Genomic DNA, 16502 nt, shown 5'->3' with positions numbered 1-16502 from the left:
TGGAAGACGCCGCACGATCTAAATCGCCTTGTCCCTTTCCTTCAACCGCGTCACGGCGACAAAACGTGCGGCTTTCGCGCTCGTGCGCCAAAGCGCCTCGATTTCCCTGTTTTTGCGCAAACCGCCCCAATTTTTCCCTGTTTAGTCGACCAAAATTCCCTGTTCAGATTTCTAGGGAATTATCCCACAAGCCTATGATTATGTGTCTATTTCTATGGTCATTTTCAGAAAATCGTCCGATTTTTTCGAATTTCCCTGTTATTTTCCCAGTTAGCAGGGAATTACCCGTGGAGACGGGTTCGCTTGGGACTGCGCGCACAGCCAAACTCACTCGTCGCGACTTGCCCTCGCGCCTCTCCCGAACCGGCGGCGACAGTCGCGATTTCGGGCCTCAAAGGCTGGCGGAAGGTTGCGACTGCTTCGCCGTTCCCAAGCAATTCGATAGCACGACGCTCAGCAAGCGCCGTTATTCACGCGTTCCCGCACTGCGACAGCCTTCGAAGGATGGCCGACCTCAAGCCATCCGCAGCGCAACCGACGAGGTTCTGGCCATCCTTGCGGTCGCCGCGATGAGTTGCGGCGTGGATGCGGCGCGGAAGGGAACCCTCGCTGAGCCCAGGGGTTTGTTTCTTTAGGCGCCGCAGTCCCCGTGGAGCGAACAGGAGCAGCAGAATGTCGTCAGGACAAAGCAGTGGAACCGGGGCGAGGACGGAACTGAACGATGAAAAGGTGAGGAAGAACGACATCCTCAGTAATCGCGACAAGGCGCAAAGACGACCTGGACAGAGCTTGGACAGTAAAGGCGTTCAGGTCGATGAATACAAGGACAACCCCGCCAATCGCCGCCCATCGAGCGACGATAGAATTCAACCTGACGCCACGTCAGCCGCCGAGAAGCCGAAGGAGTCTTCACCCGAGACTGACAGGGAGCCGGCGGATGATTCCGAGCAAGTTGACCGGCCCGGTTTCGACTTGGGGGGATCGACCGGCGAGACGCAGGCAGGCCGAGGTCTGGGGCTTGGCCCCGACGCGCTGAAAACCCGAAAGAGGCGCTTGCCAAGATAGCGTCCCAAGATAGCGTCGTCTTCAGGCCGCGAGCCGAAGCTCGCGAACGTCATAGAGAACGCGCCGGATCGGCTCGGCGCGAGACAAATTGGCGGCAAATCATTTCAAGCAATTCGGACAGAAGCTGATTCTAGTAGGTTGTCTCGGCGGTCACTGAACTCTTCGCAACATGATGTGCGCAATTTAGAACGGCGCAACTTCAAGCTAGCCAGGGACGCCAACAGGCGTAGGGGCCGTCAGGCTCCTCGTGCGCTCCTCCCGCGCCAATGAGCGAGTTGTTCACTCGATGGCGCGCCTGGAAAGAGGCCTGGCCTCCGTCCGGGGGCGCCGCCACTAGCTCCTCACGCGCAACATTATCAGTATTGCGTTGGCGCGGGATCTTCCGCCGCTTGCAATCGCTGCGCAGAAATTTGCGAATCACCAATGAAATCGTTAGCAATCGCATTTGTGCGGTCGAGCAACAATGCAGGCGCTTAACTCGTAAAGGACATCTTATGGCTAGAGGAAAACCGGTGAAGGCGGCGAGCAGGAAGGTGACCAAGGCTGAACCTGCCGCCATTCGGCCGATCAAAGAGACATTTACAAAATCGGCTCTCATCAACCGGATTGCCGAGGAGAATGACATTCCTCGCAAGACCGCGGTGGGCGTCTACGCGACGCTGGAGAATGTGTTTCTCGGGTCAGTCCACCCGCGCGGCGTGGGCGAGTTCACCCTGCCGGGCCTTTTGAAGGCGACCCTTCGCAAGGTGCCGGCGCGCAAGGCCGGAACTTTGGTTCGCAATCCTGCGACGGGCGAGATGGTCAAAGCCGCAGCCAAGCCCGCAAGCGTGCGCGTCAAAATCCGGCCCCTCTCCAAACTGAAGTCGGCGGCGACGAAGTAAAGCGCCATCGAGGAAGTCGTCGCGCTAGGTTGGCGCGGCGCCGTTGGGGGATAGTTCAACGGTAGAACAGCGGACTCTGACTCCGTTAATCTTGGTTCGAATCCAGGTCCCCCAGCCACGTAACCCGTTCATTTTAGAGATTCCTTTAGCTCTCAAGGTCCGTTTAAAAACGCGGACATTTCCGCCGCTTAGCTCCTCGACCAACATGACGCCGTAAGCCAGAGACGCTTTATGCCCGCGCTCGGGGTTTGACAGGCCTCAGGGTCTCCGGAGGCCGCTTTCCGGTCGGGGGTTATAGAGCGGTTCGGTCGCCTGTAGGCGACGGACGGTCGACGAAACCGAGAAATCGTCGCTGTTCGCGCCAGTCGTGCGGCAGGTCCTTGCTCAGCTTTAGGAGGCGTGTCGGCGTCAGTTCGATCGGCTGGCGGCCTTCGAGCAGCGCGCGCACGATATCGGGGGCAAGATAGGACAATCGGACCAGCGCTGTGAGATGGCCCTTGCCGGCGCCAAGGCGTTGCGTCATCGCCTCGATGCTGTCGTTGGCGCCGGAGAACAGTTGCTTCTGAATCGAGAAGGCTTCGACAATCACGGCGACCAGCTCCTGGTTGATCTCAGGTGCAATCTCGTTGTCGATGACGAGCCGCTTTCCTTTTCCGGCGCGTTTGAGCGTGGCGTCGATCGACAGGAGGATCGGATCGGTGTGCTTGTAAGTCGCCTTGTCGTCGCCGACCAGGGCGCTGGCGAATTCGCCGCGGTTGAGTTGAAGCGCGATGCCGTTGAGGTTGACTTGCGTCCTTTCGACGATTCGCCGGACCAGGGCGGCAATGTCGATTGGCGTCAGGGTGAGCCATCGCCGGGAAAGATCGGACGCCTTGTTTAGGGCCGCGTCGAAACTGGCTGCATCCAAATCAAGCGGCGCGAGGGCGGCGCCGAGCTCCGACCTTGACGCCATAAGTTGTCGTAGCCGATCCAGCACAAGCCCTTCGATGTCGCCCGCGGGAACACGAATCCCGGATGCAGCGCGGCCGCCGGTCAGAAGCGACGCCGAGACATAGTATCGATATCGCTTTGCGCCTTTCGCCGCATGGCTCGGTGTCATGTGGGCGCCGTCCGCGTCGAAGATCAGCCCGGCTAGCAGGCTGGGAGCCTCTGCACCTGCGGCGAGGCGACGCTCCTGTCGATTGGTGGCGAGCCTGTCTTGCGCGATCCGCCAGAGCTCTTCATCGATGATCGCGTCATGCTGGCCGGGGTAGGCCACGTCCCGATGGGTGATCTCCCCGCGATAGATGCGATTTTGCAGCAGCAGGTAGAGCGCGCCGCGCGAGAACGGCTTGCCGCCCGCAAGACAGCCGCCAGCCCCCGCACGACGCTTGCTGACGACGCCCAAACGGTCGAGTTCGACCTTCAGCAGAGAAACAGAGCCTAGCTCGGCATAGCGCTGGAAGATCGCGCGGACGCTTTCGGCTTCCCTTGTATTGATGATCAGCTTTCGATCTTTGACGTCATAGCCAAGAGGCACATTGCCGCCCATCCACATGCCTTTGCGCTTGGAGGCGGCGATCTTGTCACGGATGCGCTCGCCGGCGATCTCGCGCTCGAACTGTGCGAAGGAGAGCAGCATGTTGAGCGTCAGACGCCCCATGGACGTCGTGGTGTTGAACTGCTGCGTGACCGATACGAAGGACGCGCCATGAGTGTCGAGCACGTCGACGATCTTGGCGAAGCCTGCAAGTGACCGGGTGAGGCGATCGACTTTGTAGACGACGATGATTTGAACCTTGCTGGCCCTGATGTCTGCCAGTAACCGCTGCAGGGCAGGGCGCTCCATCGTGCCGCCGGATAGTCCACCGTCGTCATACATGTCGGGAAGCGCGATCCAGCCGGTATGGCGCTGGCTTACGATATAGGCCTCGCAAGCTTCCCGCTGGGCGTCGAGCGAGTTGAACTCCTGCTCGAGCCCCTCGTCGGAGGATTTGCGCGTGTAGATAGCGCAGCGGAATGTTGTGCTGGATTTTGGACGATCATGCTTCCGCATGCCGATCCTCAGCACGCTCGACGAAGCGGCGTTCAGCCTTGCTCAAACCGAAAAAGCGCGGGCCGGACCATCGCGCGCCGGTGATCTCCCGCGCCACTGCCGAGAGAGACGTATAGCGCCGTCCGCTCCATTCCACGCCGTCGGGGCAAATAAGCACAAAGTGAGTACGCCCGCGCCATTCGCGCACCAGCCGCACGCCAGGCTTCAGCGAGATTGGCGGCGCCGGCTTGCTCTTGTTACGAAGAGACGGATCGGCGCTCAACGACTCAAGCTTCCGCGCGACGGCTTTGGAGAGGCCGCCACAGGCCTTCTCCTGCAGCTTGTAACTGATCCCGCGGATCAACAGATCGCGGGAGAGTCGCATCGGCGGCGGCGCTCTATGTAGTCGCCGCCATTCGATGCGCAATTCGAAGATCGTTAGCGCAGAAACCCGCGCGAGCGTTTCAGCGACGTCGAATGCCGGTTTGTTCATGCCCTGCGGGCCGGCGTCAGCGATTGCGTTTGGGTTCGATCTGGTAGCGGCGCGAGCCATCCTTGCCCTTTACGGAGGTCAGGGTGAAGCCGAGCTTCTTTTTCACTGTGCCTGCCAGGAAGCCGCGAACGCTGTGCTGCTGCCATTTCGTCGCCTGCATTATCTCGTGGATGCTGGCGCCGTCGGTTCGACTGAGCAGAGTGAGCACGCGTTCCTGCTTGGTGGTCTTGTGGTCGTCGGCCGTGCTGTTGTGCTTAAGGGCAGGCGCTTCCGGCTGCTGCGAGTCTACGCGCGCCGAGCGCGGTTTGGATCCTGGTTTCGACTTCACGCTCGCCTTTGCGGCGGCGTTGTTACTCGACCTGGGGGACTTCTTGAGGGAGATTGTCGACATTGGCTTCGGGCTCCTGGACGCGGCGTCGGAATAGACGCTCGCACCGCCCAAAGCCCCGCAAATCGCGAGGCGAGCCCTAGGAGTCAGCAGGCGACCCGCTGACTGACGCATGTAGCAATGCGTGCTTTGCCGCGGAAGTCCAGTCGTTTTCGAAAGCCGTTAAAGCAGCTCCGAAACGCGTTTGCTGACTCGCAATTGGCGAATCAACGGCAAAACGGCGTTCGCGTTCGCTCAGTCGCAATTCGAGCGCCTGCTCGGCGACGACTTCTTTCAGCTCCTTGGCCTGCCGTCGCAGATCCTTGACCTCGCCGGTCGTCGCCGCCCGCTCCGTGTCGCCGGCAAGACGCCGTTTGCCGGCTTCGAGGAACTCTTTCGACCAGGAATAATACAGGCTCTCGGCGATGCCTTCGCGTCGGCACAACTCGGCGATGCTGTGCTCGCCGCGCAGGCCATCGAGAACGATGCGGATTTTCTCCTCGGCCGAATAATGCCGGCGAGTCGCGCGGCGAATATCTCTCACAAGCCGTTCAGACGAAGGTTTCGGGCTATCGGATTTCTGGCTCATCTTCACTCCCTGACGGTTACGATGAGCCAGAAATCCTCCTTTCAGCAATCCGCCCAGTTTGTCTCAAAGGCCCTGACGCCGGACAATGCCGGTCAATCCGGCGGCCGCCGTGCGCGGGCCGCGCCATATCGTGCGGCGCGGCAAAACGCCGGTGCTCGACCCGGCCGAGGCGCGCCAGCTTCTCGACGCGATCGACACGACGACCGTCATTGGCCTGCGCGACCGCGCGCTCGTGGGTCTTATGGTCTATTCCTTTTGCCCGCATCGGCGCGGCGATCGGCATGCGCGTCGAGGACGTGTACACGCAGAACAGGCGGCTATGGCTGCGCCTGCAGGAGAAGGGCGGCAAGCAGCACGCCATGCCGTGTCATCACAATTTAGAAGCCTACCTGCACGAATATATCGACGGCGCAGGCCTCGCGAACAACCCAAAGGCGATGCTGTTTCAGACTTACTGCCGCGCGAGCGGCCAGCTCACCGGCAATCCCCTGCCTCAAGCCAACGCCTATGCGATGATTCAGCGGCGCGCGAAATCGGCAGGCATCACCACGCGCGTTGGTAATCACACGTTTCGGGCGACGGGCGTCACCGCCTACTTGAAAAACGGCGGCACGCTAGAGCGCGCCGCGCAAATGGCCAACCATGCCTCGACGCGCACGACGCAGCTCTATGACCGACGCGCCGAGGAAGTGACGCTCGGCGAGGTGGAACGGGTGCTCATTTGATAAAGCCTGTGACCATTGGCTTGAACTGTCAATAAATCCAATTATCGGCCCTAATCTGACGCGGTTTCGGGCCGTAACCTGACATCAGGTTAGAGTATGCTTCAGCCTGACAGGAAAACAAACTGCAAAGCTCTGGTTTTTGCAACAGGGCCGGGCATTCTCCAGTTCGATTTGTTTCGACCGCTCATCTAATCTAAGCCGTGCGCGGCCCAATAACTGGGCCACGCACTTCACGCCAATGATTCAAGGCACCGCAGCCACTCTCATTTGAGGCTTTTGTGCCAATCATCGACATCCTTCTTCACCACGTCCTTGGCATGGCCGTAGCGCTCTTGGATCTTGCCTTCGAGCTGCTCGCGCTTGCCGTTTATCACGGCAAGGTCGTCGTCAGTGAGCTTGCCCCACTTTTCCTTGACCTTGCCGGCGAACTGCTTCCAGTCACCTTCGATGCGATCCCAATTCATGAAACACTCCTGTCAGGTGGTTTAGCTCTCGCCCGGGGGACGGTGTCCTCCGTCGCGTGGTCGCCCAATTTTAGAGCGTAAATATATCGTAAAATAGGCGTATTGCCGATTTGTCAAGCATAACACAGCGTTGTGAATACGCGCCCCCCGCGACGACCGGTTTTCCCTTCGCATCCGCTGTCAGGGGTATGGCGACCATCCTCGACCGTCCATTCCTCGGCCATACTGCGGTTTTAACGGGCGTTAGCGCCTGACTTGAACGGCGCTTTCGTAGCGGCATCTGTCACAGCTTCAACCTGCGCCTTTGCGAGATCCGTCGCCCTGGTGAGATTGGACTCGATGGGCTGGTATGCTTCCTTGCCGAGGCTAGTGAACAGCTCGAACATTTTCGTCGACTGTGCGACAAAGGACTCATACGACGACTTGGCGAACTCGGTCTGAAGCTTGATGACCTCGTCGAAGGTAGTGACGCCTCGCAATTTCTCCGCGAAGTCAGTCCAGTTCTTAAAGTACTGCTTTAAATAGTCCGCCGTCTCCGCGGAGATCCGTTGCGCGGACTTTGGCAAAGCCTCGACAGTTGTCTTGACCGCGTCCTGCTGATTTTTGACCAGCTGCGGGATATCTTCGAAATTATTGCTCATTGTTTCTCCTGAACGTCGCGTCGCTCACTCTATGGAGCAACTGAAACCCCCGCACACTTTTCATATATGCGCCGCACGACAAAATTGCTACGAAATTGTGCGATGCACCATCGTACTGGATGCGGTTGAATAAGGCGTTGAGTTGATTCAGGAAAGCGATTTGCATTGAACCATTGGCACAGAGGGCGCGACCCGGTGACGGGTCGCGCATTGCTGTGACCGCACTAGCGAAGATATAACCGCTCATCACAAAGCGAGCAGCCCTGAAAATCAAAGGGCGTTTTTGTTGCGTTAAATCCGGTTCGAAAAAGCAACCAAGCCTGTTTTAAAGGAGGATGCATCGACTTTGCCACGGAGGGAAAAATGTCGAATCTCGTGCATAACGAACAACTGAAGATGATAGCAAATCTGTTTAACAACTTAGCCGTTGTATCTCTGGCGACCGGAGCTCTCACTCCTCTTTTTTCTGGCATTCCTTATACCTCGAAGCGCAACGCCAATCATCATCCAGAGCGGAAAGGCTTATTTTGCTAAACTCCCAATAAATGAATTTGGTCTTATAGCCACCGCTGTTTTTTGTTTGGCATTTTCGTAACGATTGCCCAACTCACCTTGACGGGCTTAAAGCAGGACGAGCAACCGGGGCGCATCACCCTTCCGCCTTGAGCTTCCGGCGCAGCGTTGCCGGATCGACGCCCACCACGCGGGCCCCAGGGACCGCCCGAGTCGGTCCAGCTTCCAGACATGCAGCACATCCCCCGGCTGACAGGCGGCGAGCGCAGCGACAAGGCCGGGACGGTTCAGCGCCACGCCGGAAAGCCGATCCTCATGCACGGCCTTACAGCCAGCCGACCGCAGCGCGTCGAGTTGCAGGGCAAGGGTCTGGTCTTCCGTTGAGACGCGGGCATATCCGGTTTTCATGCCCTGAATTATGCGCGGACCCCGCGGTCCAGCCCTTATTTTTTCAATGGCTTGCAGAGGCGGATTCCGCCGCGCATAAGGGTTCCTTTTTGCGCGGCTTGCTTTTGCCGCCGCTTCAAGGCTTAGCATCGTATAAAAAGCCTAGTTTTAAGAGTTTAAGAATTGTGAGATAGTAATTTTATAGAATAGACAAATGTAACGGTTTTGCATGTCATCGTGCGCTAGGTTGAAAGCAGTTGTTGCGCTGTTTTTATCTTTTTCTCTTCCGGCGCTGCTTTCCGGGTGCGCCGCAGACAGGATTCCCGTTGTTCACGGCGCGGCGGCCCCTCTCGATCCGGTCACGGGGAAGCCGATCACCCTTCCAGAGAGCGCCCGTCATGATGCGCAGCGCCCTGACAGGATTTCTTGCGTTCATGCTGGCGGCGGCGCCAGCCTTCGCCGCCTGCACCAGCCCGACCGGCAGCGAGCGCGATTTAATCTACAACCGCGATTATCACACCTACCAGTTTTGCAACGGCACGAACTGGATCGTCGCGGGCGGGGGCCGTGGGGACGTTCTCGGCACGCCAACGGCCGCCGGAGAGCATGCAAGGTTGTGGGGAGTATGTAAATTTTCGAAGGTTAAGGTCGCCTCTTTGGGAAAGGCGAGCCTATGCGAAGGCTGGTTTGGCGGGTGAAGCTTGTCGTGGACTTCGGGGACGAAGCGGCGGAAACCGAGGTCGAGGTGGCCCGGAGACGAGTTCACGGTCCCGGAAACGCTTGGTCTGTCGCTTGGCGAAGGGAAACGCCTTACCGCTGCTATTCAAACGGAAATCGTCCGCGCGCAGGCGGCGACGATGGGCGAGCGCTTCCGGTGCTGCGCACATTGCGGATCGACCTTGTCGAGCAAAGGATACAGATCGGTCACCTTTCGATCCCTCTTCGGCGACGTGCCGCTTCGAGTTCGTCGGTTCGCGAACTGCCAATGCTGCCGTGAAGTCGCGGGTGAACCGAGAAGTTTTTCGGCGTTGACGCTTGAACGCGGCATAGCGCCCGAACTCGCCTACGTCACCGCCAAATTCGCCGCGCTCGCGCCGTTTGCTAAGGTGGCTGATCTGCTGGCCGAGTTGCTGCCCGTCGGGGGCGCCGTCAATGCCGGCACGGTGCGCAATCGAACCCGCCGTGTCGGCGAGCATATCGCGCGACTGCGTCCCGAGGGAGCGGCGGATCCCGATATTGACGCAGTGACTCCCGCAGTCGTGATCGACCTTGATGGAGGCTATCTGCGCAGCCGACATTGTCGCCCAGAACGGAATTTCGAAGTGCTGGCGGGCAAGGTGCTCAATGTCGATGGATCGCAGCATCGCTTCGCCTTTGCTCGCAACGGCAACTCTGCGAGCAAATTTGCCGATGCGGTTGTGAGCGCGGGCGTCCGTCTCGGCACGTCAGCGACGGTGCTTTGCGACGGCGACCCTGGACTGTGGAAGTTGCAGCGTCAGGTCATGCCAGAGGCGACTCTCGTCCTCGACTGGTTCCATATCGCCATGCGTTTTGAACACGCCCCGCAGGCGGCGCGCGGCCTTGGCGCCGGCACTTTCAGCGACTACCTCCAAGGCCATCCAATCCGCGAACTCGAGAGCGCCAAGTGGAGAATCTGGCACGGCCGCTCGAGCGCATGTCTTGGGCGCTTGGCGCGACTGATGCATTGGTTCGACGCCGCTCATGTCAGAGACGTCAAAGGCGCCGCCGCGGTCCAGCGACATATCAACAATCTGATTGAATATCTCTACGCCAATGAACTTGCGCTCGTGAACTACGGACGGCGACGCCGTGATCGGCTGCCACTTTCAACCGCATTTGTCGAAAGCGCAGTCAATGAAATCTTGTCAAAACGCATGATCAAGAAGCAGCAGATGCGATGGAACAGGTGGACCGTGCAGCCCTTTCTGGACGTGCGTGTCGCCGTTCTCAACAAGACGCTCGCCGGCTCGTTCAGGCGGCTCTATCCAGACTTCCAACCAGACAATAAAAATCACCCAAAGCAGCTCGCAGCGGGACAAACCCCACGACTCTGCATGCTCCCAAAGGCCGCCGGCCTTGCCGGCGGCCCAGCTCAAGGGAAAAGAGCCCAAGGTGGACTATGCAAGCGTCAGCATCCACACTTGGTTTCACACGCCTTTTTGGTCGCCTTTGGCCCCTCGAGCTGGCCAGCGGCGCCATACGCTTGGCTGGCCTTGATGTATTCGTCCTCGCAGGCCCTCATGCAAAGGGCCTGCTTGTCATCGTCATTGACATTGCAGCTGACAGATTGGAGGAGGCGGTTTGCGTGGATTCCACCTTTGCCAGACAACAGCATGCCTTCAAAGGCAAAGCTCGGTCCGGTCGCTCCGGCGATGATCAAGCCAGCTGTCAAAAGAGCGCGTAGTTTCATGTTCTCGTTTCCTCTCCCGCCCCAAGATCGGCGCACCTCGTTGTCTGGGCACCCAGGATTGGGTGTCGGGATCCAACGAAATAATTTTGCCCGACATCCACCAGATACCTGCCTTGCTAAACCACATATGCCCAACTTCGACGACTATTGGAAAGGTGACTCTTCGACGCACAAATCTGCTGATTTGCCGGAGCCGCCGAACTCTGAATCTGATGGGTGGATTACGGCACGGTCAAAATGACCAAAACTCCATGCATAGTGACAATGGTCCCAGGGTCGTCGCATCATGAAACGGCTCGCCAGCCTTTTATTTCGGACGCGGGCAAGCCCGTGTTGCTGCTTCAAACATCCGATCTCACCCGGGCGTAGGAGCCCGGCGCGTCCTCGATCACGGTCAGCCTGCCAGCCCCGGGCTCGCGCGCGGGCGTCCGGTCGGAGGCGAAGCCGGTCACCCATTCGTCCCAGACCGGCCACCACGAGCCCTGTCGCGCAGCGGCGCCAGAGAACCATTGGTCGGGCGTCGCCGGCAGGTCATCATTGGTCCAATGCCCATATTTGCCGCCCGGCGCGTTGATCACCCCAGCCATGTGGCCAGAGGCCGCTAGAACGAATTTGACCGGCCCCTTGTAAAGGCGAGTCGCTGCATAGGTCGACTTCCACGGGGCGATGTGATCCTCCCGCGTCGACAGGATGAAGGTCGGCGTCGTGATTTGCGTCAGGTCGAGCGGCATGCCGCATAGGCGGAGGCCACCGGGCTTCGCTAGCAGGTTCATCTGGTACATATTACGCAGGTAGAAAGAATGCATGGCTGCCGGCATGCGCGTCGCGTCAGCGTTCCAGTAAAGGAGGTCGAACGGCAAATGCTCCTTGCCGAGGAAATAATTTCTCACCACAAAGGACCAGATCAGATCGTTCGAGCGCAGCATGTTGAACGACATCGCCATGTCCTGCGCCTCAAGATAGCCCCGTTCCTTCATGCGCTCGTCGAGCGAAGCGAGCTGCTCTTTGTCGATGAACACCGCCATGTCGCCGGCGTCCGTGAAGTCGACGAGCGTGACGAAATAGGTGGCGCTGGCGATCCGCTCATCGCCGCGCGCGGTCATATAGGCGAGGGTCGAGGCGAGCAATGTGCCGCCCAGGCAATAGCCAGCGGCGTTGACTGAACGTTCGGCCGTCGCCATCTCGATCGCGTCGAGGGCTGCGAGCGGACCCTCCTGCATATAATCCTCGAAGCTCTTCTCGGCGAGCTTCTCGTCGGGATTGACCCAGGAGACGACAAAGACGGTGTGGCCCTGGTCAACGGCCCATTTGATAAAGGAGTTCTTCGGCTGCAGGTCGAGCACATAGAATTTGTTGATCCACGGCGGGACAATCAGCAACGGTCGGCGACGCACGTCGGGGGTCGTCGGCGTATATTGGATGAGCTGCATCAGTTCATTCTGGAAGACGACCTTGCCCGGCGTCGCAGCTATGTTTTCACCGAGGCGAAACGCCGCCATGTCGGTCATAGTGATCGACAGCCGACCTTTGCCGCGCTGCAAATCCTCGAGCAGGTTCTCGAGTCCGCGCAGAAGGTTCTGTCCGCCAGTCTTGAGCGTCGCAGTGAGGACCTCGGGATTGGTGGCGAAGAAATTGGACGGGGAGAGTGCGTCAACGAACTGGCGCGAATAGAAGTCGACTTTGCGCGCAGTCGCCGGGTCGAGCCCCTCGACGCCGCGCACCGCCGCGAGCACAGCCTTGGCCCAAATGAGATAGCTCTCTTTGATGAAATTGAAGACCGCATTCTCAGTCCAGTCGGGATGTTTGAAACGCTTGTCTTCCGGCGGTTCATCGGTCCCGGTGCCATGCCCCATCAAGCGCTCCGCCGTCGTCTGCCAGACGCGCAGGCTATCGTTGAATAGATCGATTTGCGTGAGGGTGACCGCCGCTGGATCGGTCATCATCTTCGTTGTCAGTTCGAAGAAGGCGCCGCCGAGCGTCGTCACATCGCCCATGCCGAGCCGCGCGATATCCGGACGATCGAGCAGGAAGTTCTGGACGAGCCGCTGGCTTTGTTCAGCGATCTTGCCGAGTTGCGTCGCGAGAGCTGCTGCATCCCATGTTGGCTGCGTCGAATTCTGAGCCATATGCTTACCAGTGGTCTATTTTCCGTCCATCCAATCCTTTTCGTCTCATCTGGTCAAATGCTGAGCGCGAGCGGACTTTCCAAAGGTCGATTACGGGTTATGGGCCGCGCTGCAGCTTGATCCGCTTAACTCGATGAAAGGAGGTCAAGGAGACGGGAATTGACGGGCTGTCGGGAGTAGGCGTCATGGATGGCGGGGTGTCTCCCAGGGCGCCAGTGGTCGGAGTAGGGTGGAGACGTCGAGGGGATGAAGCGGGGCGGCGTCCTATCTGGCCGCTGCCAAGGGAGTTCGTAGCTATATGGAAGATCCAGGAAAAGGCGCGGCCGTCGTCGCCTTCGTCAGCCAAAAGGATGGCGTCGGCAAAAGCACATTAGCCCGTGGCCTCGCCCGCGAAGCCGTCAAGAGCGGGCTGGAAGCCAAGATATGCGACCTCGACACGCAACAGGGAACGTCGGTCGAATGGCGCCGCCGCCTCGATGAAGGCGTCGATCCGGCCATATCGGTGGAAGCCTTTCGAACCGCCGACCAAGCGCTCGCTCAGGTGGTTCACTACGACCTGTTGATCATCGACGTCCCGGCCCGCGCCAGCGAGGAGACGCAGAAGATCGCCGAGCGCGCCTCGCTGGTGATGCAACCGACTAACCCGGCGCTCGACGATCTCGGCCCAGCCGTGCGGTTGTTCAACGAACTGATAACGGCTGGCATCCCGAGGGCCCGGCTCGTCTTCGCCTTGAACCACGTATTGACCGACGCCGAGGAACAGGCCGCGCGCGAGTATTTGCGCGAGGCTGGCTACGAGGTCTTGTCGGGTTTCCTGCCGTCGAAGACCTCCTACCGCGACGCCCAGAACCACGGTCGCAGCGTGACGGAGACGCGGATCGACGCGCTGAACGCCAAAGCCCACCGGCTGATCCAGTCGCTCATCAACAAGGTCGACGCTATGGCCGATCACCCTGCGTCGCCCCCGGATTAGGGGCGGGGGATAACGTCAAGTTAAATGGATTTTGGACGATATGATAGCGGTGTCGGATCATGAGACATGCACGTGATGGCGTGAGACCAATGCCAGCACGGGCAAACGGCCGCAAAAGCTGGAGTCGTAACTCCCACAAATAAAATCGCCGCGGCTATTGCAGGAATGCTGATCCATTTCCGCGCCATGTGCTCATCTCCGCTCAGGTGTCTGAAATCCCAGTATTGTGTGCGTGCGCACGATCGGCCTAGCCAGGGCGCGGTTCAAGATCGGGCTCGCCAATCTCGCCTACAACATGCGCCGCTTCGTATGGCTGACCGTCCGAGGCGCGCCCGCGTAAAGGACATGGGCGATCGGGTTGGACGTCGCTCACCAAGCGAGGGGGCCTTCGAAGCTAAAACGCCGACCTTCCATAGATGTCAAACGCCATTGAATCGGGACCCCAGTTTTTCATCCAAAAGGGACCCCTTTCCCGATGCGCATTTTCTGCCGTTGTTGGCGTGACGGAGGGAGGGCGTAGCCCGAGCGGAGTTACGCCAACAACGGCAGCGGTCTGACCAATCGGGGCAGCGTCAGGCGCGGTTTTTGAAGCGCCAGCTTTCGTTGCCGGTTTCGACAATGTCGCAATGATGGGTGAGGCGATCGAGCAGCGCGGTCGTCATCTTGGCGTCGCCGAAGACGCTCGGCCATTCGCCGAAGGCCAGATTGGTCGTGACGATCACCGACGTGCGCTCATAAAGCCGGCTGACGAGATGGAACAGCAATTGGCCGCCAGCCTGCGCGAAGGGCAGATAGCCGAGTTCATCGAGAACAACGAAGTCCATGCGGGTAAGATAATCGGCGATGCGTCCCTGGCGCCCGGCGCGGGTCTCCGACTCCAGGCGGTTGACGAGGTCGACGGTGTTGAAGAAGCGCCCGCGCAGACCAGCGCGGATGCAACTGCGCGCAATGGCGATGGCCAGATGCGTCTTGCCGGTTCCCGTGCCGCCGACGAGAACGACATTGCGCTGCTGGGGGACGAAGCCGCCGCCGGCAAGATCGCGCGCCAGAGTTTCGTTGACGGTCGCGCCGTCGAAGTCGAAGTCGTCGATGTCTTTGGCCAGAGGGAGCTTGGCAATGGTCATCTGATATTTGATGGAGCGCGCCTGCTTTTCGGCGACCTCGGCGTTGAGAAGATCGCCGACGATCTGCGGCGGCTCATGCTGTCGCTTGATGCCGGTCGTCATCACTTCATCGTAGGCCTCATGCCGTAGAGTTTGAGTTCGCCCATCAGATCGAAGATTTGCGTGCGTTCCATCATCAGCCTGAACTCCTCAGTTGATCGTATCTTGCGCAATCGGCCAGCGGGACATGCCTCAGCTTCAGGGCGTCCGGCGTGAGGATCGTCAGCGGCGGCCCGGGATCGCGGCGCCGTGCGAGGATGTTGAGAATGACGTCGGCGGAATGCACGCCCTGATCCATTGCCTCGGCGCAGGCGGCTTCGACCGCCGGCAAGCCGTCATCCAGAACCGCCGCGAGGATTTTCACTATTTGCCGGTCGCCGTCGGCAGAGCCCGCGAGCTTGCGCCGGATTTTCTCCATGGCCGACGGCAGCACCCAGTCCTTAAACGGCGCGCCGTTCCTCAACGCGCCGGGCTTACGGGCCAGAACCGACACGTAATGCCAGGGATCGTAAGCCGTCTCCTCGCGACCGAAGCGGCGGCGATGTTCGCCGACAACAATCCCGTCCTGCCGAATGACGATGCGATCGGCGTAGGCGTGGAGTTCGACGGGGCGCCCGAAAGCGCTCGCCTTGACCGAGTACTTGTTGTTGTCGAAGCGAACCAGGCAGGTCTTCGACACCGCGACGCTCACCGCGTGGAAGCCGTCGAAGCAACCGCGTAATGGAATGAGCTTTGGCCGCTCTTCCTCAAACGCCTCGAAGATCGTCTTGTCGACAATCTCGGGATGGCGATGCGCTTTGGCGTAGGCGACGCATTTGTCGAGCAACCAGGCGTTCAACTCGTCATAGCTCTTGAACCGCAGACGCGGCGTGAAGAAGCGCTCGCGCACCAGTCCGACCTGATTTTCGACCTGTCCCTTCTCCCAGCCAGACGCCGGCGTGCAGGCGACGGGTTCGACAAGATAATGCCCGCACATCTGAAGGAAGCGCCGATTATATTGTCGCTCCTTGCCGACAAAAATCGTCTCCACCGCCGTCTTCATATTGTCGTAGATGCCGCGCTCGCACGCGCCTTTGAAGAAGGCGAAGCCGCGGTCATGCGCGTCGAACACCATCTCTTGCGTCTCGCGCGGATAGGCGCGCGCAAACAGCATGCGGCTGTGGCAGAGACGCATATGCGCGACCTTCACCGTCACCGTCGCGCCGTTCAGCACGACGACTTCGTGGCTCCAGTCAAACTGATAGGCTTCGCCCGGCGCAAAGCTCAGCGGCACATAGGCCTGCGCCAACGCGGCGCCGCGCTCCTTGCGCCAGCCGATCGCATAACGGCGAACCGCCGCGTAACTGCCTTGATAACCAAAGCCGCGCAGCTCTTCATAAAGCCTCATAAGCGTCAGCTGTTCCCGCGACACCTTTCCTTCGTTTGACAGCAAAAGAGAATCCAGCCGCTCGCGCCAGGGACCGATCTTCGGAAGCGGCTGCGTCTCGCGTTCGTAACGGAACTCCGTCGCATCCGAACGGATGACCTTGCGCACGACCTTCCGCGACACATGCAGGTCCCGGCAAATCTCTTTGATCGGCTTCTTCTGGACAAAATAGGCGCGGCGTATCTTCGCAATCGTTTCCACAACAAGCATTCCAATCTCGGCCTCCCTTGCATCAGGAGGCCAG

The 16502-nt window shown here is 59.6% G+C and carries 15 protein-coding genes, 1 tRNA gene and 2 pseudogenes; 8 read left to right on the top strand and 10 right to left on the bottom strand.

Annotated elements, in window-relative coordinates; translation table 11 throughout:
* Positions 1-672 precede the first annotated feature (672 nt).
* The 3 genes from A3OO_RS0118380 (at position 673) to A3OO_RS0118370 (ending at position 2064) form a co-directional block, all read left to right on the top strand.
* Positions 673-1065, top strand: coding sequence for a hypothetical protein (locus A3OO_RS0118380; RefSeq protein WP_018409323.1), 393 nt, complete (start codon positions 673-675; stop codon positions 1063-1065).
* A 389-nt stretch (positions 1066-1454) separates the two neighbouring features.
* The gene (locus A3OO_RS0118375) at positions 1455-1946 is read left to right on the top strand and encodes an HU family DNA-binding protein (RefSeq protein WP_245257192.1); all 492 of its coding nucleotides are present in this window, start codon (positions 1455-1457) and stop codon (positions 1944-1946) included.
* Positions 1947-1990: 44 nt separating this feature from the next.
* Positions 1991-2064 (top strand) — tRNA-Gln (locus A3OO_RS0118370).
* 174 nt (positions 2065-2238) lie between these two features.
* On the opposite strand, the gene A3OO_RS0118365 is transcribed toward A3OO_RS0118370, so the two are convergent.
* From A3OO_RS0118365 to A3OO_RS22015, 4 genes and pseudogenes are all read right to left on the bottom strand, one after another.
* The gene (locus tag A3OO_RS0118365) at positions 2239-3981 is read right to left on the bottom strand and encodes a recombinase family protein (protein WP_018409321.1); all 1743 of its coding nucleotides are present in this window, start codon (positions 3979-3981) and stop codon (positions 2239-2241) included.
* Positions 3968-4453: a DUF2924 domain-containing protein gene (locus A3OO_RS0118360; RefSeq protein ID WP_018409320.1), complete on the bottom strand. Its 486-nt coding sequence runs from the start codon at positions 4451-4453 to the stop codon at positions 3968-3970. Before A3OO_RS0118360 ends, A3OO_RS0118365 begins: the two co-directional genes overlap by 14 nt.
* A 16-nt stretch (positions 4454-4469) precedes the next feature.
* Positions 4470-4844, bottom strand: a complete 375-nt coding sequence (locus A3OO_RS0118355; protein WP_026223128.1) for a DUF3489 domain-containing protein — start codon at positions 4842-4844, stop codon at positions 4470-4472.
* A 220-nt stretch (positions 4845-5064) separates the two neighbouring features.
* Positions 5065-5409, bottom strand: a pseudogene (locus A3OO_RS22015) (transposase); the annotation flags it as partial.
* 281 nt (positions 5410-5690) lie between these two features.
* Between A3OO_RS22015 and A3OO_RS22010 the strand changes: the two are divergent.
* Entirely contained in the window at positions 5691-6134 is a 444-nt protein-coding gene (locus A3OO_RS22010) for a tyrosine-type recombinase/integrase (RefSeq protein WP_245257191.1), read from the top strand.
* Between the two features lie 263 nt (positions 6135-6397).
* Here the strand turns inward: A3OO_RS22010 and A3OO_RS0118340 are convergent, their stop codons facing one another.
* Together A3OO_RS0118340 and A3OO_RS22005 are read right to left on the bottom strand one after the other, a co-directional pair.
* A complete protein-coding gene (locus tag A3OO_RS0118340) occupies positions 6398-6598 on the bottom strand; it encodes a CsbD family protein (protein WP_018409315.1) in 201 nt (66 codons plus the stop codon).
* Between the two features lie 233 nt (positions 6599-6831).
* Positions 6832-7239: a phasin family protein gene (locus tag A3OO_RS22005; RefSeq protein WP_018409314.1), complete on the bottom strand. Its 408-nt coding sequence runs from the start codon at positions 7237-7239 to the stop codon at positions 6832-6834.
* A 363-nt stretch (positions 7240-7602) separates the two neighbouring features.
* On the opposite strand from A3OO_RS22005, the gene A3OO_RS24055 reads away from it, so the two are divergent.
* Positions 7603-7773, top strand: a complete 171-nt coding sequence (locus A3OO_RS24055) for a hypothetical protein (RefSeq protein ID WP_198008840.1) — start codon at positions 7603-7605, stop codon at positions 7771-7773.
* An 87-nt stretch (positions 7774-7860) separates the two neighbouring features.
* Here A3OO_RS24055 and A3OO_RS22000 read toward each other — a convergent pair whose 3' ends face one another.
* Positions 7861-8160, bottom strand: a complete 300-nt coding sequence (locus A3OO_RS22000; RefSeq protein ID WP_018409312.1) for a recombinase family protein — start codon at positions 8158-8160, stop codon at positions 7861-7863.
* A 377-nt stretch (positions 8161-8537) separates the two neighbouring features.
* On the opposite strand from A3OO_RS22000, the gene A3OO_RS0118320 reads away from it, so the two are divergent.
* Positions 8538-8837 carry a hypothetical protein gene (locus A3OO_RS0118320; protein ID WP_018409311.1) on the top strand — a complete coding sequence of 100 codons (300 nt, stop codon included), beginning with the start codon at positions 8538-8540 and terminating at the stop codon, positions 8835-8837.
* A 3-nt stretch (positions 8838-8840) separates the two neighbouring features.
* Complete coding sequence (locus tag A3OO_RS0118310) at positions 8841-10811, top strand: ISKra4 family transposase (RefSeq protein WP_156824868.1); 1971 nt, start codon at positions 8841-8843, stop codon at positions 10809-10811.
* A 100-nt stretch (positions 10812-10911) separates the two neighbouring features.
* Here A3OO_RS0118310 and A3OO_RS0118305 read toward each other — a convergent pair whose 3' ends face one another.
* The gene (locus A3OO_RS0118305; RefSeq protein WP_018409308.1) at positions 10912-12696 is read right to left on the bottom strand and encodes a PHA/PHB synthase family protein; all 1785 of its coding nucleotides are present in this window, start codon (positions 12694-12696) and stop codon (positions 10912-10914) included.
* Positions 12697-12994: 298 nt separating this feature from the next.
* On the opposite strand from A3OO_RS0118305, the gene A3OO_RS21995 reads away from it, so the two are divergent.
* A complete protein-coding gene (locus tag A3OO_RS21995; RefSeq protein WP_018409307.1) occupies positions 12995-13669 on the top strand; it encodes a ParA family protein in 675 nt (224 codons plus the stop codon).
* A gap of 572 nt (positions 13670-14241) precedes the next feature.
* Here A3OO_RS21995 and istB read toward each other — a convergent pair.
* A pseudogene (gene istB / locus A3OO_RS0118280) lies at positions 14242-14966 on the bottom strand (IS21-like element helper ATPase IstB).
* Positions 14967-14968: 2 nt separating this feature from the next.
* Positions 14969-16468 (bottom strand): IS21 family transposase, encoded by a 1500-nt coding sequence (istA, locus tag A3OO_RS0118275; protein WP_018409304.1) that lies wholly within the window; start codon positions 16466-16468, stop codon positions 14969-14971.
* Positions 16469-16502 lie beyond the last annotated feature (34 nt).

This window comes from Methylocystis rosea SV97 (assembly GCF_000372845.1).
In the GTDB taxonomy this organism is placed as follows: Bacteria; Pseudomonadota; Alphaproteobacteria; order Rhizobiales; family Beijerinckiaceae; genus Methylocystis; species Methylocystis rosea.
The sequence above is the reverse complement of the archived record's forward strand: the minus strand, read 5'-3'. Positions and strand labels throughout refer to the sequence as shown.